Here is a 25,709-nt window from a genome sequence, read left to right on the forward strand (position 1 = left end):
GATTTAAAAGGCTAACAATCCACTCAACTTAAACGAATCACTGTTAATCCTGCGTGAGCTCCTTTTCTAACTGTTGGGCGATGGCCTCGGGCGAACCACTGTTACGGGCGAAAAGGCCGTATGCTGAGGGGATCACAAAAATAGTGAATAGAGTTGCTAACAAAATTCCCGATAGCACAACAACACCAATCACAAAACGGGTTTCTGCACCTGCGCCCGCAGCCAATACTAAAGGCACCGCACCAGCGGCTGTGGTTATGCCCGTCATTAAAATGGGCCGTAAACGCTGGCAGGACGCTTGGATAATGGCACGATCAAAGTCCACGCCCTTATCCCTAAGTTGGTTAGCAAATTCAACAATTAAAATGCCGTTTTTAGCCGCCAAACCGACCAACATAATAATACCAATCTGACTGTAGATATTGAGACTCTGCCCAGTAAACCACAGTCCAATCAAGGCTCCTACTGTAGCGAGTGGCACAGTCAGCATAATCACCATAGGATGAATATAACTTTCAAACTGCGCGGCTAAGACGAGGAATACAATCCCTAATGCCAGTAGGAATACAAAGTACATGGAACTGCCCGACTCTTGGTAGTCGAGGGATTGCCCCTTGTAACTGATCACCGCTTCTGCAGGTAAATAGGCTCGTGCCAATTGATTCATATAATCAAGGGCCTCACCTAGGCTATAGCCATCTGCCAAACTGGCTTCGATGGTGATAGCCCGCATGCGATTATAGCGATTGAGCGAACTGGCATCGGCAAACTCTTCCACTGTCACTAGGTTAGAGAGTGGAACTAGCTCCTTACTGCGTTCGGAGCGCACATAGATATTTTGCAGATCGGCGGCGGTATTTTGATTACTGCGCTCACCTTCCACTACCACATCGTACTCTTCGCCATCACGCATAAAGGTGGTGACTAGACGCGAGCCAAGCATAGATTCTAAGGTACGACCGATATTGGAAATTGACACCCCAAGGCTTGCCGCTCTATCCCGGTCGATCACAACCCGCAGCTGTGGTTTTGTCTCTTTATAATCGTGATCCACTCCGAGCAGTTGTGGCTTTTCCGCCGCTTTTTCCATCATAATATCGCGCCAGCGGGCAAGCTCTTCATAACTTGGACCGCCAATCACAAACTGCACGGGTTTACCCACGCCGCGGCCAAAGGCTTGGCGCATCACAGGAAACGCCTGTACGCCAGCTAAATCAGCGAGACGTTTGTTAATATCGCCAATCACTTCCTTCACCGGACGGCGCTGTCCCCAATCCTCCAACACGACAATCGCCATACCATTAGAGAAGTCAGCGGCGCGACCAAAACCACGGGGAGCACGGATCAATAGTCGTTTTATATCGCCCGAATTAACCAATGGCATCAAGCGATTTTCCACTTCGTTCATATAGGATTCAATATATTCATAACTCGCGCCCTGCGGACCATTGACCATCAGAAACAACGAACCTCTGTCCTCTTGGGGGGCAAATTCCTGCGGCACTTTCTGCGCTAAGAAAACACTGCTACCTAAGGCACACAGCACCAGAATCGACATCAACATTGGCCGAGCCATCGCGCCTTCCAGTGTGCTTTGATAACCATTGGAAATTCGAGTCATGATGCCATCGACCTTACGCACCAACCATGAATCCTGCGCGGCGGGTTTCAGCAATTTCGAACACATCATAGGGCTCAAGGTTAGGGCCACAATACTGGAGAAAATTACCGCGGCACTCATGGTCACGGCAAACTCTTTAAACAGCTTACCTAAGTCACCCTCTAGGAAAGTGATCGGCATAAATACCGCCACCAGCACTAACGTCGTTGCAATAACAGCAAAGGCCACTTCCCGCGCACCGAGAAATGCAGCTTTTAAGGGCGAATCCCCTTCTTCAATACGGCGGTGAATGTTTTCTAACATCACAATCGCATCGTCAACCACCATGCCGATGGCGAGGATCATCGCAAGCAACGTCAGTAAGTTAATGGTGTAACCGAGCGCATAGAGCACGATAAAAGTACCGAGCAATGACACAGGGACTGTAATCGCGGGGATCAACATGGCGCGCACGCTGCCAAGGAAGAGGTAAATCACGATAATCACGAGGATCATGGCCGTTAACAGGGTTTGATACACTTCCTTAATTGAAGCTTCAATAAACACTGAACTGTCATAGCTGCGTTTAATCGACATACCCGCGGGTAGGGTTGGGTTGATTTTATCGACTAAGGCATTGACCGCTCGTGCAACTTCTAAGGTGTTGGCGGTCGATTGCTTCGATACCCCAAGCCCTATCATGGCCTCTTTGTTACCGCGGAACATGATGCGCTCTTCTTCAGAGCCAATTTCCACTTTAGCCACATCACCCAATTTGACTAAATAACCGTCTTTTCCTTGGGAAATCACCAGATTAGCAAAATCCTCCGCGGTGCGATAACTGCGCTCTAAGCGCACGGTAAAGTGGCGTTCCTTAGACTCTATCGAACCTGCAGGCAATTCGACGTTTTCCGCCCGCAGTGCCGCTTCAACATCGGCAACCGTTAAACTGCGTGAAGCTAAGGCTTGCCTGTCGAGCCATACCCGCATGGCGTAAACCTTGCCGCCACCGATACGGATCATCGACACACCATCGACCACAGACAAACGGTCGGATAAATAGCGACGGGTGTAGTCGGTGAGCTCAAGGGTCGTCATCTGATCCGACACTAGGTTGAGCCACATAATCACTTCATCGCCACCATTGGCCTTCTGCACTTCTGGAGGATCGGCTTCCTCTGGCAGGTTATCGAGCAGGCCCGAAATTCGGTCACGAACATCGTTAGCCGCATCTTCAATATTGCGGCTGATATCAAACTCTAAGGTCACCTGTGAACGACCATCGCTGCTCGATGAACTCACATGGCGAATGCCTTCTACTCCGCTGATCCTGTCTTCAATTAACTGGGTAATCCGGCTCTCAACCACGGCGGCACTGGCGCCGCGGTAGTTAGTTTCTATCGACACTATCGGCGGATCGATATTGGGGTATTCCCGCAGGGGCAATTTATCAAAAGCCACCAGACCAAAGGCCACCAACAGCAAGCTGATAACCGAGGCAAAAACGGGGCGCTTAACTGAAAGATCTGTCAGGATCATACACTTGGCTCCGCATTGGCATCGGAAAGATAGCTAAACTTTTCAGCCAATTCGGTTTTAACCACATCGCCTGGGTGCACTTTCAGTAGGCCGCGGATCACCACATTTTCACCAATCTCTAAGCCACCGAGGATTTCCACCCAACCGCGGGTACGAATACCAATGGTGACCTGTTTACGCTCAATCACATTGTCTTTATTCACACTGTAGACAAAATGATTGTTCTGGATAGGAATAATGGCCGACTCCGGCAACATCATCGCTTCGCGGCTACGTTTGATAAGCTTAACCTTCATCAGCATGCCGGGTAGTAAACGCAGATCCGGGTTGGGAATTTCGGCGCGCACTATCACGGCACGGGTAGTAGGGTTCACACGACTGTCAATGGATGTCACCACCCCCTTGAAGGTAACATCAGGAAATGCCACGGCTTTGGCTTCGACCAATTTACCGGGGAGCAGATCTTGAATAAAACGCTCAGGAACCGAAAAATCCAGTTTAATCGTAGAGATATCATCGAGTGTGGTAATTTCGGTACCCGGGGTCACTAAGCTACCCACACTCACTTGGCGCAGCCCTAGCCGGCCATTAAAAGGCGCTAGAATACTACGATCATTAAGGGATGATTGCGCCTGCTCAAGTTCAGCGCGGGTAGTGTCGATTAAGGTTTGTAGGCGATCACGCTCTAACTCGGCCACAGTGCGACTGGTGACCAGTGAGCTTATTCGATTAAATTCCCGTTGATTATCACTCACCTTCACTTGGGCGGCTTTCACTTGGGCAATTTGCTCTGCATTTTGTAGCTGTACCAGTAAGTCCCCTTTCTTAACTATGTCGCCGTCGTCAAATTTCAACGAGATCACGACATCGGTGACTTTAGGCGTAATAGTCACAGACTCATAGGCCTTGTTGGTGCCTATGGCTTCAACTTCATCACGTACAGGCGCCATTGCTGCGGTAGCAATCACTACATTGGGCACGAGTTTAGTCTTGGCCTTCTCTATCCCTTGGGGTTGCATGGCTTGATATCCAAACCATGCCGACGCCAAAATGGCGATTGTTATAATAATTTTTTTCATCTGGCTTCCAAATGATGAAGACTCGCATTGATGACGGCTAGTTTACCCACTCATATCATCACATCAATACGTTTTACTTTTTCTTACAAATTACGGCCATAGCGCAAAAAATGTGTAAATGTTTATCTTTAGCACTAAAAATGAGATACGGCATCTGGAAATTGCACAATAACGAGATGGTGTAGTGATTAAAGCTAAGTATCTTAAAATGACCGTATGTTAAAACTAAAACCACTTAAAAAATACTGGTATAAAAAGTGGAAAAATAAAAACTGTTTTGATTTGGATAAACCGCGCTTTCTGGATCTCGGACAATAAAAAAGGGCGATGATCGCCCTTTTTAGCCTTGAGATAGGATTAACGTAACTTACGTTCTTCCTTCATCAGGTTCGACAATGATTGATGCACACTCGTAATCACATCCTTATCGAGTGGCTTATCCTCGGCGTCTCGTATAAAGAGTTTAGTCTCTTCAGGCGTATCACCATCTTCGAGCAGCAAACGGTAATTGCCTTCTTTTAGGGATAATTTATCGTCACTCCAGAGCGAGCTCCAGAAGCCTGAGTTATCTGAAAACTTGATGAAGTATAATCCTTTAGCACTATCCATATCGGAAATTTCAAAGCCCATTTCCGGCAGTACGATTCGCAAACGATCCCATACTTGTTTGTAAGGCGCTTTGGCTGACCAATAAGCGGCACCGTCTTCTGGTGCGACTAAATCGACATTAATACCTAAGGTTTGCTTCAAACGGTTGGCTTGGATCACTTGTTCACGTTTGATACTCATATAAGCAATGGCGCTGTTAAGCATATCGATAGTGTATCGCTGCTTGTCTTCACCGCTTAACAGGACTTCTTGCGCTTTATCGTCATAAAACTCTTCGTGTTCCGCTAAGTGGATCACGATATTAGCAGTACGACCATGGGGACGAGTTTCCACATCAAAACGGTAACGTTGACGTAGTAGGTAAATCTTATCTGAACCCCACATGCTCGACTCGATCACCTCCTGACTTTCAATCCAGTCGGTTTCGATACTACCCTGTTCAAAATTGCGGCTACGCACAGGAATAGACTGCTTCGCGAGGAAACCATCAAGATTGGTGAAGATTTCCTGTTTTAAGTCCACACTGTTGTCGATAGATTCGACCACAATTTTGATGTTATCGCTGCCCTCTTCCACATGGGTTCCTTCTGCCATTGGCAGAACCTGCAGTGGCGGACGGATGTCCAGATTCTTACCCACCAGCGTAGGATTGGCTTTGGGGCCTATGGATGGCACTTCATATTCTTTATTGTAAGGTGGCGTTTTCAATCCCTCGGGGATCGTTAGCCTTGGCACTTGCTCAGCCTGAACATAGTCTTCACCACCGTTAGCTTGGCGACGCTCTAATGGCGAACTACAAGCTGCAACGGCAGCAACTAGGAACAGTGGGGTGACTTTCTTTAACATTAATTATTTAACCTCTATCTGGGCACGAGTCATTGCATCTAACAACAGACCATGACATTGCTCAGAAAGTTCAGTCAAAGGTAAACGAATATAGCCACATTCAATCAGCCCCATACGATGGGCGGCCCACTTCACTGGGATTGGATTGGCTTCGCAAAACAGTGTGCTATAGAGGCCACGCAATGGCTCATCGATGCTTGCCGCTAATTCGGTATTACCCGCAAGGGCCGCGTCGCACATGGCTTTAAAGGCTTTGGGCACTATGTTGTTGGCAACCGAAATCACGCCATTACCGCCAAGGAGTAAAAACTCCCTCGCCGTCGCGTCATCACCGCTGTACAACATAAAATCATTGCCGCATAACTCGCGTAAACGCTTAACGCGTGACACATCACCCGTGGCTTCTTTCACACCAATAATATTGCTAACGCCAACCAGTTCAGCCACTGTTTCGGGCTTCATATCAACCGCGGTGCGGCCAGGAACGTTATAGAGAATTTGTGGAATATCAGTGCTTGCCGCCACCGCTTTGTAGTGCGCGACTAAACCCTTAGGTGTCGGTTTATTGTAGTAAGGTGTTACGCCTAACATGGCGGCAACGCCCACCCTAGAGAGGGACTTGGTGAGTTCGACCGCTTCAGATGTCGCATTGGCGCCATTTCCACCAATGACAGGAATTCGGCCTGCGGCAAATTTCACCGTTTGTGCAACCACAGTCACATGCTCATTCATTGGCAGAGTCGCAGACTCGCCAGTCGTGCCCACGGCCACGATAGCATCTGTGCCTTGGTCTATATGGAATTCGACTAATCTTTCAAGACTTGCAAAATCTACTGAGCCATCACTGTTCATTGGCGTGATTAAGGCTACGATGCTTCCGTTTATCATCTGACTTTCCCCAAGATTTCAGGATTCGCTATGGTACTGATGCCAACCACTAATGACAAGCATTAACGGGGCTCTCAAATTGATTTAGTTATGGTAGCATTACATCCCGCACAAAAACTCGGCATTAACCCTGAGTTTTCGCTCCATGATATCGAAAAAGTGAGGAAAATTCATGACCAATTTCCTGGTCGTCACCGCAATGGGCGTAGATCGCCCTGGACTCGTAAGTAAACTCGCTCGGCTTGCCAGTGACTGTGACTGCGATATCGTCGACAGTCGTATGGCATTATTTGGTAACGAATTTACCCTGATCATGATGTTGTCAGGTTCGTGGGCATCAATAACGAAAATTGAAAGCATGCTCCCGAGTCTCAGTGTTGAGCTAGAGCTGATGACAGTGATGAAGCGCACCTCTAAACACACCCCGCAAAATTATGTTTCGCGCCTCGAAGTTCGCTTCACGGGCAAAGATCAGCGCGGCACGATGAAACGCATCACCCAATTTCTCGCTGATCGCTCGTTAGATTTAGCGGCGGTACGCTCCTATTCAGAAGAACTTCCGGATGGTGAGCAGACACAAAATGTATCGCTAACCATTAATATTCCTGAAAAAGTTGAGCTAGAAAAACTTGAACAGAGTATCTATCAACTCGCCCAAGAAATGGCGTTAGATTGCACCATTAAACGCATGCAAGGGACAACGGCAAGCGATAGAGGATAATTGATGAACAGATTAACCGTTGGCGCCAAGGCGCCCCAATTTGCCCTGCTGGATCAACAGGGAAAGCCTGTTTCGCTGCAGGAATGTTTAAAAAAAGGCCCTGTTTTAGTGTATTTTTACCCTAAGGCTTCAACCCCAGGCTGCACAGTACAAGCCTGTGGTCTGCGCGACACTAAAGCCGAATTAGATAACCACAAAGTCACGGTACTCGGTATTAGCCCAGATCCAGTCGCAAAACTGGCTAAGTTTGCTGAGAAGCAATCACTTAATTTTACCTTGTTGAGTGATGAAGACCACAGTGTTGCCGACGTCTTTGGCGTATGGGGTGAGAAAAAGTTTATGGGTAAAATCTACGATGGTATCCATAGAATAAGCTTCCTTATCAATACTGACGGCACCATTGCCCATGTGTTTGATAAGTTTAAAACCAGCGATCATCACCAGGTCGTTCTAGCCAAAATCGCGGGTTGATTGTGCACTTGAGTGCAAAATGAGCGCCATGCGGCGACTACAGCGCACAAAAAATTAGCAGTCGGACACAAAAGGCCCTTTATCAGGGCCTTTTTTCATGAAAAATTTTCAGCTTATGCGCAAAAATTAACCTTCTTTACTGAATAAATTCAGTCTGATGGCGCTTAATGACTCAGAGACTACGCCAGATAAGGCCAAATAATTGCCGCCGCTATACTCCACATGGTTAACCAAATAACACGATCGAGGTAACGCCATGCCGCTGGACGAGTAAAAATAGGTGCCAGCAAGCGCGCACCAAAACTTAAACCGAAAAACCAGATAAACGATGCCAACACGGCGCCAGCACCAAACCAAGGGCGATGCATATCATCAAACTGAGTGCTGATACTCCCCAGCAACACCACTGTATCGAGATACAAATGCGGATTCAGTAAGCTGATCCCGAGCGTGGTAAGCATGGCGGTTCGCAAAGTATCGGCATTTTGCGTTTGCTCCATTTCAATGCCTTTAGCCACAAATGAGGCCTTAAGTGCATTTGTACCGTACCAAAGTAAAAAAGCGGCACCACCAAAACTTGCCACATGCTTAATGGTAGGAAATGCTTCAATAATATGTCCAAGCCCAGCCACCCCTGCGGTGATCATCAGCGCATCGATGACCGAACAAAGTAGGGCAATGGGTAACGGGTAAGCACGCTTAATGCCTTGCTTGAGCACAAAGGCATTCTGTGCGCCCACTGCAATAATCAAACTCCCACCAATTCCCATCCCCTGTATAAATGCCGCTTGCATAACCACCTCACCAGTTTGAAGAAGGTGCTAGCATAGTCAAAACGAAATAATTAATATAACTAATGTTTTTTATATGACATAAGTAAAACTAATAATAATCGAAGCGCACTGATTAAGGATGACTATGCTGGAATACGCTAATCTGAAAGCCCTCGCCGTTGTCGTCTCTGAAGGCGGTTTCGAGCGCGCCGCCAAAGTGCTGCACATTACCCAATCGGCCGTTTCACAACGCATTCGGCAGCTTGAAGAAAAAGTTGGTCAATCGCTGCTTATTCGCTCCAATCCCGTGGTCGCAACCCCCACAGGCAAACGCCTGCTGCGCCACTATTCACAGGTGCAATTGCTTGAGAGTGAGTTAAGAGCCGAAATGGACGCCGACGATCCCAACCATCCAACCACAGTGCGCATCGCCGTGAATGCCGACAGCCTTGCCACTTGGTTTTTACCGGCAATAGCGGGCATGTTCAGTCGCCACGCTTGGTTATTGGAATTGATCGTCGATGATGAATCCTATACCCATCATCTGCTGAAGAATGGTGAAGCCGTTGGTTGCGTGACCACGACTGAAAATCCGATGGCTGGCTGTAGCAGTGAGTTTTTAGGCACTATGGAATATTTAGCGGTTGCCACCCCTGAATTTGCCCGCCGTTACTTTGGCAATGGCGAAGAGCTGGCAAAGGCAGCAACGCCCCTCAGCATCAGCCAAGCCCAACTGGCTAAAGCCCCTGCGGTCGTGTTCTCCACAAAGGATAAGCTGCACGAGAAATACCTTGCCCACTATTTTCAAATGACGGCAGGACAATGGTGGCAACATACGATTCCCTCATCGGAAAGTTTTTTGGAAGCCATAAACCTAAGCCTTGGTTATGGTCTAGTAGGCCACTTACAGGCTAAACCTTTAATCGATAAAGGGATACTTATCGAATTAACCCCACAGCAGCGCATGCGCGTGCCGCTATATTGGCAACATTGGAATATTAAAGCTAAACAGACGACCTTAGTTTACCGCGCCCTTGCCGCCACGGCGCAGCACCATTTGCTGCAAACCTGAATGTTAACCACTGGCATAAAATCAAAAACTGCGCCTAAGTACGCAGTTTTTAGGCAGATATAACATCTCTACTGACTTAGTTTTCCAACGAAGGAAGCGGCTCCTCAATTTCCGTTTTCGGCCAAGCGTTAATCACAGCCTTGACTAAAGATGCCAAGGGGATAGCAAAGAACACCCCCCATACGCCCCACAGTCCACCAAAAACCAACACTGCGGCGATAATAATCACTGGGTGTAAGTCCACCGCGTCCGAAAATAAAATTGGCACCAACAAGTTACCGTCTAATGCCTGAATAATGCCGTAACCTAACATTAGATAACCAAACTCAGAGCTAAAACCCCATTGGAAAAACGCCACTAAGGTAATCGGCAAGGTCACTAAAGTGGCTCCTACATAGGGAATGAGTACAGATAATCCAGTGAGCACCCCGAGCAAAGCTGCATAACGCAGTCCCATCACGGCGAACAAGACGTAACTCGCTATGCCGACAATAACTATTTCAATCACTTTGCCACGAATATAGTTAAATATCTGTTGGTGCATCTCAAACCACACCTTACGGGCTAGCTGCCGATTGGTGGGAAAAAATCGTTTACTGCCATTGATGAGTTGATCTTTATCCTTTAAGAAAAAGAATACCAACAGCGGCACCAGAATCGCGTACACCATCAATACCAATAATGAGGCGGAATAACCAATAAGTTGTTTAGCAATATCAATCACATGTTGAGTATCGAGAAGCTTTTTAAGCTCTGCAACCATCATATTGAGCTGCTCTGGATTAATAAATTGTGGATATTGATTAATCAACGTCTGCAGAGTTTGTAGCCCTTTATCTATCATGCTGGGTAAATCCGTCATTAGGCTCACACCTTGACGCCAAACACTCGGGATCAACCCAAAGGTCAGCATGACCACGACCCCAAGAAAGAGCACTAACACTAAGGATGCACCTGTCGTGCGATTAATGCCTAGTTTGAGCATTTGTGCGACGGGCCACTCGAGTAAAAATGCCAGCACTAACGCCACGAGCAAAGGGGCAAGCAATCCCCCCGCAAAATAAATGACTAAAGCTAAGCCAACCAAAATGGCCATTAAGGTGACTGCCTGTGGATCGCTAAACCGCTCTTGATACCAACGAGAGAAAAAAGTAAACATGGATTTATTCCAATAATGATGGTTAGGCTTTCAGAGTGTGCAAGAAAGCAGTTTATTTGCAGATCATTAACGCTATATCATCGACTTAACACTGTCATGCGCTTAAAAATGATGTTGTTAATCATAGGGAATGTATCCGCGAGGTCAAGATGCCATTTTACGCGTCAAAGGGTTCCATTTTCTGATCTGCAGCTTTGTTTCCCCCGTGTCATAATGCGCCACGATACCATGATGATCGCAACCATCATGTGCGTCCGCTAAGTCTGAGTATGTGGGGGATTGAAACACAGAAATAACAATATTATCCCTGAGATAAATCAACTTTAGTGACCACTAAGGCTAATTGAATCGCATCATCACACAGGACTTGGATATTGTAGCCCTGTTTTTTTAAAAAGAGGGGAACATCTCGCCGTGAACCTGAGTCTGAAAGTAAAATATGTAAGGTTTCACCCGAAGACATGGACTTCAATGCAAGCTTGACTCTGACCAAAGGGACAGGACAGCGAAATGGTGTTAAATCAATAAAAATCATAATGAACTTGCTATGAACGAACTTGGGCTATTATCCTAAGTTGCCACTCAAACTACAAGCTAACTGCAGTATTGCAGCCTTAGTTGAGATAATTAGAAGAAATAAAGGATCCGCTTGCGTAAATTGACGTTCTTGACTCAATGTAAACCTTTTGTCGTCGGTGCTCTCTCTTTGATGCTACTGACTGGTGCCGCCAAAAGCTTTGCTAACAATGATTTACCTGATTTAGGTACGGCCGCAGTTAACACCTTCAGTCTCGAAAAAGAAATGGTCTATGGCGATGCCTACATGCGCGTTATTCGCTCTTCGGCCCCCATGCTCAACGACCCCGTATTGAGTCAATATTTGACTGAACTTGGTAATAAGTTAGTCGCCCATGCAACAGGGGTAAAAACACCTTTCTATTTTTTCTTGTTACAGAATGATGAGATTAACGCCTTCGCCTTCTTCGGTGGACACGTTGCCGTGCATACGGGATTATTCCTCAACGCCGACAATGAGAGCGAACTGGCCTCGGTTTTAGGCCACGAAATTACCCACGTGACCCAACGTCACTTAGCCCGCTCGCTCGAGGCGCAACAAAAGACCGGCCCAGCAACCATAGCGGGATTACTCGGAGCGATTTTACTGACCATTGCGGTTCCCCAGGCAGGCATGGCAGCACTTGCCACCACTCAAGCCTTAGCGACTCAGTCAAAAATTAACTATACCCGTTTGCATGAAAAAGAAGCCGACCGTATCGGTATGCAAATATTGGTAGATGCGGGTTTTGACCCCAATGCGGCGTCGGAGTTTTTTGGTAAGCTCGCAACTCGGTATCGCTTTACTACAACACCACCGCAAATGCTGTTGACCCACCCCTTGCCAGAGTCTCGGATCTCCGAGGCCCGCGACCGGGCACATCAATATCCCCATAGATACATTCCAGATAACCTCAACTTCCAACTCGCTAAGGCACGCATCCAAGTGCGTTTTTCGAGCTACAGCGATGATGCCGTATTGGGCCTGTTTGAAAAGCAGCTGAATAAACAAACCTATGGTTTTAAAGAAGCCGCCCTCTATGGCAAAGCCCTCGCGCTTTTTAGACTCAAGAAGTTTGATGAGTCAGAGATACTTATCGATGAACTGTTAAAAATCGATGCTAACAACTTGTTCTATCTCGACACAAAAACCGATTTACTCACCGAGCGCAAAGATTACCCTAAGGCGATTAAACTCCTCGAGGCGCAGCGTAAAATGAAGCCAACCTCTCAGGTCATTAACGCTAACTTAGCCAATATTTATATTGAGGCGGGAGAACCCACCAAGGCCATCCCATTACTAGAGGATATGATTTTCCTCGATAAACAGAATCAACTGCCCTATCAACTGCTCAATCTGGCCTACAAAAAGATAGGGAACCAGGGCATGGAATATTTCTCCAGTGCCGAATTAATGGCGCTAGGGGCCAACTATAAAGGGGCGATTGATCAGCTCAACTTTGCCTATCGCGCATCTGAGGATAATCCGCTACAACTTGCTCGAATTGAAGCGCGTATTCGCCAATTTAAACAAGCAGATAAAGAAATGGACGCCCTTAAATAAGCTATCGAATTGAGACGAAAAACTCAGTTTAGTCAAGCCAATTGCGCCCCAAACACCCTGACGGGGCGCACATTTTTCTGTTATTATCCGCAGCATTGCCATTTCAGCCCATATTGAGCCTATTGCATTATGACCCAAGCGACGATTTACCATAACCCACGTTGTTCCAAGAGCCGTGAGACCTTAGCCTTACTCGAGCAGCAAGGTTGTGAGATTACTGTGATTGAATATCTAAAAAATACACCTACGGCCACTGAAATCCACGACATTTTAGCCAAACTTAACATCGGTGCCCGCGAGTTAATGCGTACCAAAGAAGATGAATATCAGGCGCTAGGGCTGGCAGAACCGTCACTCACTGAAGAGCAACTGATCGCCGCCATGGTTGACACCCCTAAGTTGATCGAACGCCCGATTGTGCTGACGGCGAAAGGGGCTGCTATCGGTCGTCCCCCTGAAAATGTGTTGGCGATCCTGTAACTGAAATTGTTATTTCTCTGTTATTTTTCAATACGCTGTTATTCTTAAATATTAGGTAGACCATGACCTCGAATACCCTATTTACTCTCAGCCGCTTAGGCTATCTTGCTCTGCTGTTGCTGCTTGGCGGTTGGTTTATTGGTCAAGGGCTCAATGGCGAATATACGTTATTATTTAGCCTCCTATGGCTTGTGCCACTCCTTTTACCCGCCAAAGGCATTATCAAAGGCCATCCCTATACCTATGCATGGGCGAGCTTTATTCTATGCCTGTATATGCTGCATGCCCTCACCCTACTCTATGTCACGACGGACGCATTTGCCTTTGCTTTAATTGAAGCATTGCTGGTTGGAGCCCTCCTTGTCGCCTTTCCCTTCTATGCCCGAATTCGTGGCCGAGAATTAGGCTTAGGTTTAAAGAAAAAATCCGATAAAGAGGCTTAGGACGACTACAGTCATCATCTAAGTTACCCCGTAAAAAACCTACGTTAGAGCGCTGTCCCCTATGGAACTGCGCTTTCCTCCCTGAATTAGCAACACTTAAGTGACCTTTTATCACTTTTTTGCAACCTCACTACCATGCTATAGTCATTTTCGCGTCGAACTATGGCCTCTATAGGGTCGATAGTAGGGTGATAAATCTAACCACTAAAGTCAGTTAGCATTGGAGTGTGGAATTATGGGGATATGGGATCCAATTCGTCTGTTAGGGCTTATTAGTTGCTCCGCAATACTGGTTGCCTGTGGCGGTGGTGATAGCGAGGCAGATGGCGGGATCGTCACTCCGCCCTCGAGCAATATACCACGCTGTACTTCAACCATTCCGGCATTAGTTACCACTAGCTCATCCTCCATCCGTTTCCAAACAGAAGCGCAATATGTTGCAGGACAATCCAGCGCCATTATCGCCAGCATTCAAAACCGTGATAGCCAAGAACTGCATTTTCGTTGGCAGCAAATTGACGGCCCTACCATTGAACTCGTCAGCCAAAACAGCCCAGTGTTAGCCTTCGATATTCCAGCTAGCGGCAGTTACCGCTTTAGTCTGCATGTGACGGGCAGCAGTATAGATGTGATGGGGGAAATTGGCATTAACGCCGATGCTGCAACGGACGGATTACTCAATATTCGTCAAGATCATCAAGTTGTTGAAGGTAATGGGGTCAGTCTAAGGATTGGACAGCAAGCAGGGCTAAGTGCCACAAATATCTCTTGGTGTATTGCCTCTGGCCCTGACGTTGCCATCGATCTTACCGATCCCTTTAGACCCCTATTTACCGCCCCCATCGCCAGTCAAGACACAGTATTAAGACTTCAAGCTAGCGCCAATATTAATGGCTCCCAAGTCAAAGACGATGCTTTTATCCTGACGACTGCCGCACCTGCGATTAGCTCACAGTATTTTGATACACCAGTCGCACGCACCTATGCCTATCGTGAGGACTCACCCTATGCTAACGCACTAACAAGCTGCGTTTATTCAAACCAGTTGAATGATTCCTGCACTATTAATCAATTACCTCTGATTGGCCAAATCTCCAACACGCTCGATACCGAGGCAATCCTTGATCGAGTGCTAGTGTCACACGATTGGATGGGTGATAATTTTGCCGCTTTCTTAGCACAAATGGACCCCAATAGCGATTTTGCCCGCCTATTACAATCTGTTACCGCCGTAGTGATCAGTTATGATGTTCGTCCCTCTTTCTATTGGGTGCTGACGGGGGCAATTTATTTGGATCCAAACGATCTATGGCTCACGCCCGCACAGCGTGACAGCATCAACGAAGCACCGGATTATCGCAGCGACTTTGGCAACGATCTGAATTTCATTATGCCCTGGCGTTATGTCAAAGATAATCAATATGCGTCACTGGGGTTCCCCGTGACGACCCGAGCCACTCGCACGCTCGCCCAGATCACCCCTGATTTAGCGTCACTCTTGTACCATGAGCTGGCACACGCCAATGACTTCTTCCCCCGTAGCGTTCATGCCTCACTCACAGGACCCAGATTGATTGACGACTATAATCGCCGCAATACCAATAAGAGCTTGGTATCGGATCAGGTTAGCAATCTGTACCCGCTCACAAGCACTGAAATGGCAGGTCTTGCGGGAGTCAGCTTCCTTGGCGCCAAAGCCAATGCGACTCAAAAGGCTTATCAACCATCTGATATTACAACTTTTTTCTCTACGGATATCGCCAATGATTTCTATGCATATTCCAGCACTCGAGAAGACACGGCTATGCTGTTTGAAGAAGCCATGATGAGTTACCGTTACCAAATCCTGCGGGATGTCGCAGTCACCAATAAACCCGCGGTCTTAACCGCGGATACTGTCATTGTCGATTGGGGGCAAAGAGGCAGAATTGGTGAAAGCAGCTTAGAAAACCGAGCCGCATTAGTCATAGATGAGATATTACCCGAGCTTGATGGGATAAGCTTGATAGCTAGCCTACCCGCACCTATCGCCATGACCCAAGGTCAGAGCTGGCGCCAATCCTTAGCGATTTCGCCAACCAATGCGCAGCTTAAAGGCCAACAGAACGTTGCAACGAATGGCCAAACAATCATCGAACCCGAACTACGTTTAAGTGGCGACCGCCACCGTCATCCACAACAATAAGCAGATCTACAACTTAAAAGCCCGCATGCATTCAGCATAGCGGGCTTTTATCTCTTTCAAATCCTATTTAGCTAGAGATGCAGTGTCTCTTTTGCAAACGGAATAGTGAGCTTACGCTGGTGAACCAGTGAGGCCTTATCTAACTTATCGAGAACATCAAATAGCGTGCGTAGATCCCGCGCCATACGATTGAGCAGAAAGCGACCAACATCCTCGGGTAATTGTAAACCTCGCATGGCCGCCCGACGCTGCAACGCGGCGAGTTTCTCTTCATCAGCCATAGGCTGAAGTTGGTAATTAAGCCCCCATTGCATCCGTGAAACGAGATCGGGTAACAGGAATCCGGCGTCCGCAGGAGATGAACGACCACTGACCACTAAAGCGCAATTCTTATGCTCGGCAACACGGTTGTAGAGATCGAATATCGCCTCTTCCCACACTGGGTGCCCAGCAATCGCGTCCACATCATCGATGCAAACTAACTCTAATTGTTCTAACCCTTCGAGTAACGCAGTAGAGATACTTGCATGAATGCCTAAGGGAATATAGAAACTACGGCGGTCGAGTTCATTGGCATGGGCACAGGCCGCGTGCATTAAATGGGTACGACCAGATTTAACCGGACCCCATAAATAAATCGCAGCCTCACCATGACCTTCGGCACTGGCTCTGAGCTTTTGGATCAATTCATCATTACCCGCGGCGGGGTAATAACTATTAAAGGTTTCATCATCCGGTAAATACACGGGTAATGAGAGTTGTAGAGGTGAGTTAAATGGCACTCGTACGTCTCAATAAAATTAGCTAAAAATCACACAAAGCGGGCGCAAATGTAGAATCGCCCCAGCTTATCTATCCACAGTTTTAAGGTAAGCGCCACTGGTAGACGGGTTTACCTAACTGACTCGACACAGGACTGAACTCCCCTGAACTCGCAGGGACAACCACAGAGATCCTCGGCTCTAGGCTCAATAAACGCTCAAAATCGGTTTCTGAGCCAAATAAATCCAATGAAAAGGTTACTGTATTTCCCTGAATACGTGTCAAAGTTGCACTTTTTATTGCGCTAAGTTGTTTTAAATATTTTTCAATCTCAACAACTTGTTTCATTTTTTCAATGTTAATAAAAGTAACGCTAGCACCGACCTGAGTACCAGTATCGGCAATGGCATACTTAGTAAAATAATAATCCCCTAATGCCACCATCATGGCACTTACCGCCTGAGCGGCGTTTTCTGCGCTGCCATTAAAGCTAAAAAGCGGCGGTGTTAACGAATCAATCGTAGCCTTGGTATAAAGATTTAAGCGATAACGCACTTGATTACCCGCGGGTTCGATAGCCACTAAAGCGAGGAAATCCGCTTGATAACGTCCAGAGACACTTGCCACGATATCGGCGAACATCCCTTTGACATCATTGGGGTTTATTCCCATCAATTCATCAAGATCTAAAATAGGTAGCAATACTGGAATACCGCGTTCGTCAGAAAAAGCCGAGAATGCTTGACGTTCGGCTAAGGTCGAAGAATCGCTTAATAAAATGGTATCGCCTTCGCTCGGCATTGCGACCCAAAATAGAGTCAGGGGACGCTGTGTCCCCCATACGGGTAATTGTGCCTGACGTAATAGTGCAACGACGCGGCGATGCTCGAAGTTAGCCTTAAGCAACAATTGACCATTTTGTTCAAGGTAACCATATTGGCTAAGCAGTGTATCTGGGGTGGCCAGTTGGGCTTGGATAACGCTATTCTCGAGTGAACGCGCAGTGCCCGTATTTTTGATAATCACTTTTTCCAATGCTTTTTTTAACGCTTGATTACGCTCAGGCACGGCACGGGAGGAGACTGGCACATCGGCCTCATCTAATTTACTCACCTCTACAGCGTGCAGGCTATTAATCGTGAACAAGCAGTATAAAAACGCAATTAAGCTCGGCTTCAATAGGAATTTCAGCATCTTTGAGTAGTTGAAGTAACGTCAGATAGGGCAAATTGTACCATAGTTAACGCCTTAAGCGAGTCTTGGCAAAATTTAGCCCGCTTTAATTCGGTGTGGCTAATCCTGCTCACCAAAACAGTGATCGCAACCCGCAAATATGGGGATATTATTGTGCCCTCAATGCAACAAACTGATATCATTTCGCGGTTTACCCTAAAATTAACGAGAATAATAAATGAGACGACTCGCAATTCCCCTACAGGGTGCCCAAATGTTGTTTGTGGCATTTGGTGCCTTGGTATTAATGCCGTTACTGACCGGACTCGACACTAGTGTCGCTCTATTCACCGCAGGTATTGGTACCTTACTGTTCCAACTGATCACTAAACGTCAGGTCCCTATTTTCCTTGCATCCTCCTTCGCTTTTATCGCTCCAATTCTGTATGGCGTGCAAACCTGGGGTATTCCATCCACTATGGGCGGCATTATGGCTGCTGGCTTGGTCTACGTCATACTCGGCGCATTGGTCAAAGTACGCGGCACCGATTTTATTCATAGGCTGTTACCGCCAGTGGTAGTCGGGCCTGTGATTATTATCATCGGCCTTGGCTTAGCGCCAGTCGCAGTAAATATGGCGCTCGGTAAAAGCGGAGATGGCAGTCTGACATTAGTCCCAACCAATACGGCACTGATCATTTCACTTGCATCGCTCGGAACTACCATTGCGGTGGCTATATTTGCCAAAGGCATGCTGAAAGTGATGCCGATCCTAGCCGGTATCGTTGTGGGGTATGGACTCAGTCTCGCCTTTGGTATTGTCGACTTTGCGGTCGTGGCAGCAGCGAGTTGGATTGCCATTCCTAAATTTGTCGCACCCGAATTTAACTGGCATGCCATCGCCTTTATGATCCCTGTCGCTATCGCTCCTGCGGTTGAACACATTGGTGATATTCTGGCGATATCCAATGTCACGGGTAAGGATTTTATGAAAAAACCAGGCCTTCATCGCACCCTGACAGGTGATGGTATTGCCACTATGGCCGCAGCTGCATTTGGTGGGCCACCTAATACCACCTATTCAGAAGTCACTGGCGCCGTCACGCTCACGCGCAACTTTGATCCAAGAATTATGACGTGGACCGCTATCACAGCGATTACCTTAGCCTTTGTCGGCAAGTTGGGCGCTCTGATGCAAACTATTCCCGTGCCTGTGATGGGCGGTATTATGTGCTTGTTATTTGGCTCAATCGCCGCGGTAGGACTAAATACCTTAATCCGCAATCATGTGGATTTATCCGAGCCGCGCAACTTAAGCATTGTGGGCGTCACGCTGGTATTTGGTATTGGTGGTATGGCATTTGGCATTGGCTCATTTAGTCTAACGGGTATTAGTCTGTGTGGTATTGTGGCCATCACGATGAACTTACTGTTACCCGTGACTAAGCACCCGAAACAGGATCTCACGTCGCATTAGTCGCGCCAACAGGCGCTGATTGAGTCAAGCTGCTCGACTAGATTTGTAGCATAAAAAAAGCCGCTGGATATAAATCGCAGCGGCTTTTTATGGCATTCGAATTAACGCTTATTCCGCTGTTTTGTACTTTTCAGCAGTCGCTTTGATTAAGGGCTGTAACTCGCCTTTTTGGTACATGTCCACCACGATATCACAACCACCGATCAGCTCACCTTCAATCCACAACTGTGGGAAAGTTGGCCAGTTTGCATACTTAGGTAATTCGGCACGAATGTCTGGATGCTGAAGAATATCCACAAACGCAAATTGCTCACCACAGTTAATCATGATCTGGGCGACCTGAGACGAGAAGCCACAGCTCGGTAACTTAGGCGAACCTTTCATATAAACAATGATGGGGTTTTCGGCGATCTGCTGCTTAATTTTCTCTACTGTTTCCATTTTAATTCCTAAGTGCGATGACATTGACTCAATGGCGCTATTGTACGACAGCTAGGCACAGAACAAAATCCCACAGTTTGTAAGGTTATGTCGAGATTTGATTTTTCGATGACGCCTATCTAATCAAATAGCCAAACAATGATTCACATCACAAATTTTATCGGTACAATAGTGCCCAGTGAGCACGTTTAAAAACGATAACCTAAGACCATGGAGAGATACTAATGGCTTTCGAATTACCCGCATTACCATATGCAAAGAACGCACTAGAACCACACATTTCTCAAGAAACCATTGAATACCACTACGGCAAGCATCACAACACTTATGTTGTTAAGCTAAACGGCTTAATCGAAGGAACTGATTTCGCTGGTAAGTCTTTAGAAGACATTATCAAAACTTCTACCGGCGGCGTATTTAACAACGCGGCTCAAGTGTGGAACCACACTTTCTACTGGAACTGCCTAGCGCCTAACGCTGGCGGCGAGCCAACAGGTCCAGTTGCCGATGCAATCAATGCTGCTTTTGGTTCATTTGAGGCATTCAAGGCTCAATTTACCGATTCTGCTGTAAACAACTTCGGTAGCGCTTGGACTTGGTTAGTGAAAAAAGCCGATGGCACTGTTGCCATCGTTAACACTAGCAATGCGGCAACGCCACTGACTGACAGCACAGTCACGCCAATCCTGACTGTAGATGTGTGGGAACATGCTTACTACATCGATTACCGTAACGTGCGTCCTGACTATCTTGCCCACTTCTGGCAATTAGTTAACTGGGATTTTGTGAACCAAAACTTCGCAGGTTAATGCTTTAACCCAAAGAATTAACGCTAATAAAAGAGCCCTTGTGGCTCTTTTTTATACCATTACCCTTCCATCCCCCCTCCCTCCCCATCGGAAAATTGATGTCACTACAAGTGCAACAATTGCATTTGCAATCATTTGTTATTGTTTTATTTGATATTTTTTTTGACACAGGTATCGAGTTTGTGTCTAAGATTAGTATAGGAAGCTGGCAAACCAGTTCTCCGTTCCATGACATCACTGGCGTTTCAGGGGGTTTATATGGGCATTTTCGAGCATTACCAAAAGCGCTACGAACAAAAACTCGATGAAGAATACACTTTGCAGGAGTTTCTCGACATCTGTAAAGAAGATCGCAGTGCTTACATGTCAGCATCTGAACGGCTCTTGCTTGCCATTGGTGAAGCAGAAGTCATAGATACCGCAAAAAATCCGATACTTAGCCGCATTTTTTCCAACCGTCTTATTTCACGTTATCCCGCATTTAAAGATTTCTTCGGCATGGAAGATGCGATTGAACAAATCGTGGCCTACCTCAAACACTCAGCTCAAGGCCTAGAGGAATCAAAGCAAATCCTGTATTTACTCGGTCCTGTGGGTGGTGGTAAATCATCATTGGCCGAAAAGCTCAAAGCGCTAATGCAAAATGTCCCCATTTATATCCTGAGCGCAAACGGGGTACGCAGCCCAGTGAACGATCATCCCTTCTGCCTCTTTGACGCCGATGAAGATGGCCAACTATTAAAAGATGAATTCAACATCCCTATCCGCTACCTAAAGACCATAATGTCACCTTGGGCAGTGAAAAGATTGCACGAATTTGGCGGCGATATTTCTAAATTCCGCGTCGTTAAGGTTTTCCCTTCTATCCTCGATCAAATTGCGATAGCCAAAACGGAACCCGGTGATGAAAACAATCAAGATATTTCGTCTTTAGTGGGTAAAGTCGATATTCGTCAGCTTGAACACTTTTCCCAAGATGATGCCGATGCCTATGCCTATTCGGGGGCATTATGCCGCGCAAATCAAGGAATGATGGAGTTCGTCGAGATGTTTAAGGCACCGATAAAAGTGCTACATCCCCTACTTACCGCCACCCAAGAAGGCAATTATAACGGCACCGAAGGACTATCAGCCCTGCCCTATAGTGGCATCATTCTGGCTCATTCGAATGAATCGGAATGGTCAACGTTTAAAAACAATAAGAACAACGAAGCCTTCCTCGACCGTGTTTATATCGTCAAAGTACCCTACTGTTTACGGGTATCTGAAGAGCTACAAATCTATCAAAAGCTGCTCATTAACTCCGAGCTATCGAAAGCCCCCTGCGCTCCTGGTACCCTAGAAACCCTAGCGCAATTTAGTGTGCTATCGCGCCTAAAAGTACCTGAAAACTCCTCCATCTACTCTAAGATGCGGGTTTATAACGGGGAAAGCCTGAAAGATACCGATCCTAAGGCCAAGTCCTACCAAGAATATCGCGATTATGCAGGTGTCGATGAAGGGATGAATGGGCTATCTACCCGTTTCGCCTTTAAGATCCTATCGCGGGTATTTAACTTCGATCACTCAGAAATTGCAGCTAATCCGGTGCACTTATTCTATGTGCTAGAACGCCAGATAGAGCAAGAGCAGTTCCCCAGTGATACCGCCGAACGCTATCTCGAGTTTTTAAAGGGCTACTTAATCCCTAAATACGTGGAGTTTATTGGTAAAGAAATTCAAACCGCTTACCTAGAGTCTTACTCTGAATACGGCCAAAATATCTTTGACCGCTACGTTACTTACGCCGATTTTTGGATCCAAGATCAGGAATACCGCGATCCAGAAACAGGTCAACTGTTCGATCGTGCGGCCCTCAATGCCGAACTGGAGAAAATAGAGAAACCCGCAGGGATCAGCAATCCCAAAGATTTCCGTAATGAAATTGTCAACTTCGTGCTGCGCGCCCGCGCTAACCATGAGGGTAATAATCCACTCTGGACCAGCTACGAGAAACTTCGCACTGTGATCGAGAAGAAAATGTTCTCCAACACTGAAGATTTACTGCCGGTGATTTCCTTTAACGCCAAAACCTCGAATGACGATCAACGCAAACACGATGATTTTGTCAATCGCATGATGGAGAAAGGCTATACCAAGAAACAAGTCCGACTCTTGTCTGAGTGGTATTTACGGGTGCGTAAATCCTCTTAAACTTGCGCTCGCTAAGTACAGGGCTTTGGTGCTACCAAAGCCTTCGCTAGGGTTTGGGAGGTGCGTATGGCGAACTTTATCGACAGACGGTTGAATGCGAAAGGAAAAAGCACTGTCAACCGTCAACGCTTTATCAATAGATATAAGCAACAAATCAAAAAAGCCGTCAGCGATGCGGTGACGCGCCGCAGTGTAACGGATGTAGATAAAGGCGAAAAAATCAGTATTCCTACGCGGGATATCAGTGAACCTATGTTTCACCAGGGCAAGGGTGGTGTCAGGGACAGAGTGCATCCCGGAAATGATCAATTTGCCCGTGGAGACAAAATCGATAGGCCCCTCGGTGGCGCAGGCGGCGGTGCGGGTAAAGGTGATGCCTCGGATTCAGGCGAAGGGAACGATGATTTTGTCTTTGAAATTTCAAAGGATGAATACCTAGAACTATTATTTGAAGACTTAGAATTACCTAACCTGCAAAAAAATCGCCTCAATAAATTAGTAGAGTATCAGGTTTATCGTGCCGGATTTACCAACGATGGCGTCCCCGCCAACATCAATATTGTCCGCTCCCTACGTTCATCACTGGCACGTCGCATTGCAATGTCGGCGAGTAAAAAGAAGCTATTAAAGGAATTAGAACAAGAGTTAGCGGAGCTTGAGAATATCCCAGGAACTCAGGCAGAGCTGATCCTCGATTTAAAGGCTCAAATAGAGGAGTTAAAACAAAAGATTGCTAATGTTCCCTTTATCGATACCTTCGACCTACGCTTTAATAACTTTGCCAAACGGGAAATTCCTTCTAGCCAAGCGGTCATGTTTTGCCTGATGGACGTGTCTGGCTCTATGGATCAAGCGACCAAGGACATGGCAAAGCGCTTTTATATTTTGCTTTACCTCTTCCTGACTCGGACCTATAAAAACCTTGAGGTGGTATACATTCGCCACCATACCCAGGCTAAAGAAGTCGACGAGCATGAGTTCTTCTACTCCCAGGAAACCGGTGGCACCATAGTGTCCAGCGCATTAAAACTAATGCATGAAATTCAACAGGCACGCTATCCCGCCGATGAATGGAACATTTATGCCGCCCAAGCCTCAGACGGTGATAACTGGGCCGATGATTCCCCAACGTGTCGGCAGATATTAGAGCAAAAAATTCTGCCGTTAGTACGCTACTTTAGCTATATCGAAATCACCAATCGCGCCCACCAAACCCTGTGGCGCGAGTACGAATCCCTACAACAGCATTACGATAACATTGCGGTGCAACATATTCGTCAAGCAGAAGATATCTACCCTGTATTTAGAGAGTTGTTTAAGAAGCAGGCGGTTTAAGGGGGTATTATGGGGAAGAAATCAAGAACACCACTGAGCGATGGTCCCGATTGGAGCTTTGAGTTGCTGCAGGACTATCTGAAGGAAATTGAACGTGTAGCCGCTCTATACAAACTCAGCGCCTACCCTAATCAAATTGAAGTTATCACCGCAGAACAGATGATGGACGCCTATGCGGGTATAGGGATGCCCATAGGGTACACCCATTGGTCTTTTGGCAAGCGTTTTATCGAAACAGAGCAAGGCTATAAACGTGGACAAATGGGCCTTGCCTACGAGATTGTGATTAACTCAAACCCTTGTATTGCCTATTTGATGGAGGAAAATACTATCACGATGCAGGCGCTGGTAATTGCGCACGCATGTTTTGGACACAATAGTTTCTTTAAAAATAACTACTTATTTAAAACTTGGACAGATGCCAGTTCGATCATCGATTACTTAGTCTTTGCCAAAAACTACATCAGTGACTGCGAACAGAGATACGGGGTTGAACAAGTCGAAAGCGTGATTGACTCCTGCCATGCGCTGATGAATTACGGCGTCGACCGTTACAAACGACCTTCGGAAATCTCCTTCCGTGAAGAACAAGCCAGACAGAAAGACCGTGAAGCCTATCTACAGAGTCAAGTGAATGACCTTTGGCGCACTATCCCAAACCAACTACAGGGTCAATCTGAAGCTAAAAAACGTCGTTTCCCCGCAGAGCCGCAGGAAAATATTCTCTATTTCATCGAAAAAAATGCCCCATTGCTCGAGCCTTGGCAACGGGAGATCATCCGCATAGTGCGTAAAATGGCCCAATATTTTTACCCACAAAAACAAACACAAGTGATGAACGAAGGCTGGGCGACCTTCTGGCATTACACTATCTTAAACCACCTATATGATGACGGTGTGGTAACAGACCGTTTTATGATGGAGTTTTTACAGAGCCATACTGGTGTTGTCGCACAACCCGAGTACAACAGCCGTTACTACAATGGCATTAACCCCTATGCCTTAGGTTTTGCCATGTTCTCCGATATCCGGCGTATTTGTGAAAATCCAACCGAAGAAGATAAGGTTTGGTTTCCTGAGATTGCTGGAAGTGATTGGCTAGAAACATTGCATTTTGCCATGCAAAATTTTAAGGATGAGAGTTTTATCAGCCAATATCTCTCTCCTCGAGTCATCCGCCAATTTAAATTATTTGGCATTCATGACGATGAAAAACGCAATTATTTATCAGTATCCGCTATCCATGATGAACAAGGTTATCAAGATATTCGGCAATTATTGTCGCAACAGTATAACCTGTCGAATATTGAACCTAATATTCAAGTTCATAATGTTGAAATAAATGGTGATAGATCTTTAACCTTAAGATATGTGCCGAGTAACGATATCCCCCTCGCAAATACCTATAAAGAAGTATTGAAACACTTACATCGGCTATGGGGATTTACAGTAACGCTTGAGCAAAAAAATACCGATGCCAGTATTAATATTTTAGCGACCTGTCCTGAATTAGTTAAATCAGAATTGTAAAAGTA

Annotated in this window: 22 protein-coding genes; 12 read left to right on the top strand and 10 right to left on the bottom strand. The window is 46.5% G+C overall.

The features are described from left to right. Window positions 1-43: 43 nt before the first annotated feature. The 4 genes from SOHN41_RS11470 to dapA form a co-directional block, all read right to left on the bottom strand. Entirely contained in the window at window positions 44-3,139 is a 3,096-nt protein-coding gene (locus SOHN41_RS11470; RefSeq protein WP_007649049.1) for an efflux RND transporter permease subunit, read from the bottom strand. Beyond that, window positions 3,136-4,218, bottom strand: a complete 1,083-nt coding sequence (locus SOHN41_RS11475) for an efflux RND transporter periplasmic adaptor subunit (RefSeq protein ID WP_007649051.1) — start codon at window positions 4,216-4,218, stop codon at window positions 3,136-3,138. Before SOHN41_RS11475 ends, SOHN41_RS11470 begins: the two co-directional genes overlap by 4 nt. 357 nt (window positions 4,219-4,575) lie before the next feature. Beyond that, entirely contained in the window at window positions 4,576-5,673 is a 1,098-nt protein-coding gene (gene bamC / locus SOHN41_RS11480) for an outer membrane protein assembly factor BamC (protein WP_007649053.1), read from the bottom strand. 3 nt (window positions 5,674-5,676) lie between these two features. Continuing rightward, the gene (gene dapA / locus SOHN41_RS11485; protein WP_007649055.1) at window positions 5,677-6,561 is read right to left on the bottom strand and encodes a 4-hydroxy-tetrahydrodipicolinate synthase; all 885 of its coding nucleotides are present in this window, start codon (window positions 6,559-6,561) and stop codon (window positions 5,677-5,679) included. Window positions 6,562-6,733: 172 nt separating this feature from the next. On the opposite strand from dapA, the gene SOHN41_RS11490 reads away from it, so the two are divergent. Further along, a complete protein-coding gene (locus SOHN41_RS11490; RefSeq protein ID WP_037458930.1) occupies window positions 6,734-7,282 on the top strand; it encodes a glycine cleavage system protein R in 549 nt (182 codons plus the stop codon). A 3-nt stretch (window positions 7,283-7,285) separates the two neighbouring features. After that, complete coding sequence (gene bcp, locus SOHN41_RS11495; RefSeq protein ID WP_007649059.1) at window positions 7,286-7,753, top strand: thioredoxin-dependent thiol peroxidase; 468 nt, start codon at window positions 7,286-7,288, stop codon at window positions 7,751-7,753. Between the two features lie 179 nt (window positions 7,754-7,932). Here the strand turns inward: bcp and SOHN41_RS11500 are convergent, their stop codons facing one another. Continuing rightward, complete coding sequence (locus SOHN41_RS11500) at window positions 7,933-8,547, bottom strand: LysE/ArgO family amino acid transporter (RefSeq protein ID WP_007649061.1); 615 nt, start codon at window positions 8,545-8,547, stop codon at window positions 7,933-7,935. Between the two features lie 124 nt (window positions 8,548-8,671). Between SOHN41_RS11500 and SOHN41_RS11505 the strand changes: the two genes are divergently transcribed. Beyond that, complete coding sequence (locus tag SOHN41_RS11505) at window positions 8,672-9,598, top strand: LysR family transcriptional regulator ArgP (protein WP_007649063.1); 927 nt, start codon at window positions 8,672-8,674, stop codon at window positions 9,596-9,598. A 76-nt stretch (window positions 9,599-9,674) separates the two neighbouring features. Here the strand turns inward: SOHN41_RS11505 and SOHN41_RS11510 are convergent, their stop codons facing one another. Together SOHN41_RS11510 and SOHN41_RS11515 are read right to left on the bottom strand one after the other, a co-directional pair. After that, window positions 9,675-10,757: an AI-2E family transporter gene (locus tag SOHN41_RS11510; protein ID WP_007649065.1), complete on the bottom strand. Its 1,083-nt coding sequence runs from the start codon at window positions 10,755-10,757 to the stop codon at window positions 9,675-9,677. A 301-nt stretch (window positions 10,758-11,058) separates the two neighbouring features. Next, window positions 11,059-11,292 carry a sulfurtransferase TusA family protein gene (locus SOHN41_RS11515; protein ID WP_007649067.1) on the bottom strand — a complete coding sequence of 78 codons (234 nt, stop codon included), beginning with the start codon at window positions 11,290-11,292 and terminating at the stop codon, window positions 11,059-11,061. Window positions 11,293-11,406: 114 nt separating this feature from the next. On the opposite strand from SOHN41_RS11515, the gene SOHN41_RS11520 reads away from it, so the two are divergent. From SOHN41_RS11520 to SOHN41_RS11535, 4 genes are all read left to right on the top strand, one after another. After that, complete coding sequence (locus tag SOHN41_RS11520) at window positions 11,407-12,876, top strand: M48 family metalloprotease (RefSeq protein ID WP_007649069.1); 1,470 nt, start codon at window positions 11,407-11,409, stop codon at window positions 12,874-12,876. 129 nt (window positions 12,877-13,005) lie between these two features. Beyond that, a complete protein-coding gene (gene arsC / locus SOHN41_RS11525) occupies window positions 13,006-13,356 on the top strand; it encodes an arsenate reductase (glutaredoxin) (RefSeq protein WP_007649070.1) in 351 nt (116 codons plus the stop codon). A gap of 62 nt (window positions 13,357-13,418) precedes the next feature. Continuing rightward, window positions 13,419-13,799: a DUF2069 domain-containing protein gene (locus SOHN41_RS11530; RefSeq protein ID WP_007649072.1), complete on the top strand. Its 381-nt coding sequence runs from the start codon at window positions 13,419-13,421 to the stop codon at window positions 13,797-13,799. Window positions 13,800-14,034: 235 nt separating this feature from the next. Beyond that, window positions 14,035-15,984 carry a hypothetical protein gene (locus SOHN41_RS11535; protein WP_007649073.1) on the top strand — a complete coding sequence of 650 codons (1,950 nt, stop codon included), beginning with the start codon at window positions 14,035-14,037 and terminating at the stop codon, window positions 15,982-15,984. A 71-nt stretch (window positions 15,985-16,055) separates the two neighbouring features. Here the strand turns inward: SOHN41_RS11535 and hda are convergent, their stop codons facing one another. Together hda and SOHN41_RS11545 are read right to left on the bottom strand one after the other, a co-directional pair. Next, window positions 16,056-16,766: a DnaA inactivator Hda gene (gene hda, locus SOHN41_RS11540; RefSeq protein ID WP_007649075.1), complete on the bottom strand. Its 711-nt coding sequence runs from the start codon at window positions 16,764-16,766 to the stop codon at window positions 16,056-16,058. Window positions 16,767-16,848: 82 nt separating this feature from the next. Further along, a complete protein-coding gene (locus tag SOHN41_RS11545; RefSeq protein WP_007649076.1) occupies window positions 16,849-17,940 on the bottom strand; it encodes a DUF2066 domain-containing protein in 1,092 nt (363 codons plus the stop codon). A 217-nt stretch (window positions 17,941-18,157) separates the two neighbouring features. Between SOHN41_RS11545 and SOHN41_RS11550 the strand changes: the two genes are divergently transcribed. Continuing rightward, a complete protein-coding gene (locus tag SOHN41_RS11550) occupies window positions 18,158-19,396 on the top strand; it encodes a uracil-xanthine permease family protein (RefSeq protein WP_037458933.1) in 1,239 nt (412 codons plus the stop codon). Between the two features lie 108 nt (window positions 19,397-19,504). Here the strand turns inward: SOHN41_RS11550 and SOHN41_RS11555 are convergent, their stop codons facing one another. Then, on the bottom strand, window positions 19,505-19,837 hold the full coding sequence (locus SOHN41_RS11555) for a Grx4 family monothiol glutaredoxin (protein WP_007649079.1): 333 nt from the start codon (window positions 19,835-19,837) through the stop codon (window positions 19,505-19,507). Window positions 19,838-20,061: 224 nt separating this feature from the next. On the opposite strand from SOHN41_RS11555, the gene sodB reads away from it, so the two are divergent. The 4 genes from sodB to SOHN41_RS11575 all read left to right on the top strand — a co-directional run bounded on the left by sodB (window position 20,062) and on the right by SOHN41_RS11575 (window position 25,704). Then, window positions 20,062-20,646, top strand: a complete 585-nt coding sequence (gene sodB / locus SOHN41_RS11560; RefSeq protein ID WP_007649080.1) for a superoxide dismutase [Fe] — start codon at window positions 20,062-20,064, stop codon at window positions 20,644-20,646. 258 nt (window positions 20,647-20,904) lie between these two features. Continuing rightward, a complete protein-coding gene (locus tag SOHN41_RS11565) occupies window positions 20,905-22,839 on the top strand; it encodes a PrkA family serine protein kinase (protein ID WP_007649082.1) in 1,935 nt (644 codons plus the stop codon). Between the two features lie 66 nt (window positions 22,840-22,905). Beyond that, complete coding sequence (locus SOHN41_RS11570; RefSeq protein WP_007649084.1) at window positions 22,906-24,174, top strand: YeaH/YhbH family protein; 1,269 nt, start codon at window positions 22,906-22,908, stop codon at window positions 24,172-24,174. A 9-nt stretch (window positions 24,175-24,183) separates the two neighbouring features. Next, window positions 24,184-25,704 carry a SpoVR family protein gene (locus tag SOHN41_RS11575; RefSeq protein WP_007649086.1) on the top strand — a complete coding sequence of 507 codons (1,521 nt, stop codon included), beginning with the start codon at window positions 24,184-24,186 and terminating at the stop codon, window positions 25,702-25,704. The last annotated feature ends 5 nt before the right edge of the window (window positions 25,705-25,709 follow it).

Origin of the sequence: Shewanella sp. HN-41 (assembly GCF_000217915.1) — a bacterium.
In the GTDB taxonomy this organism is placed as follows: Bacteria; Pseudomonadota; Gammaproteobacteria; order Enterobacterales; family Shewanellaceae; genus Shewanella.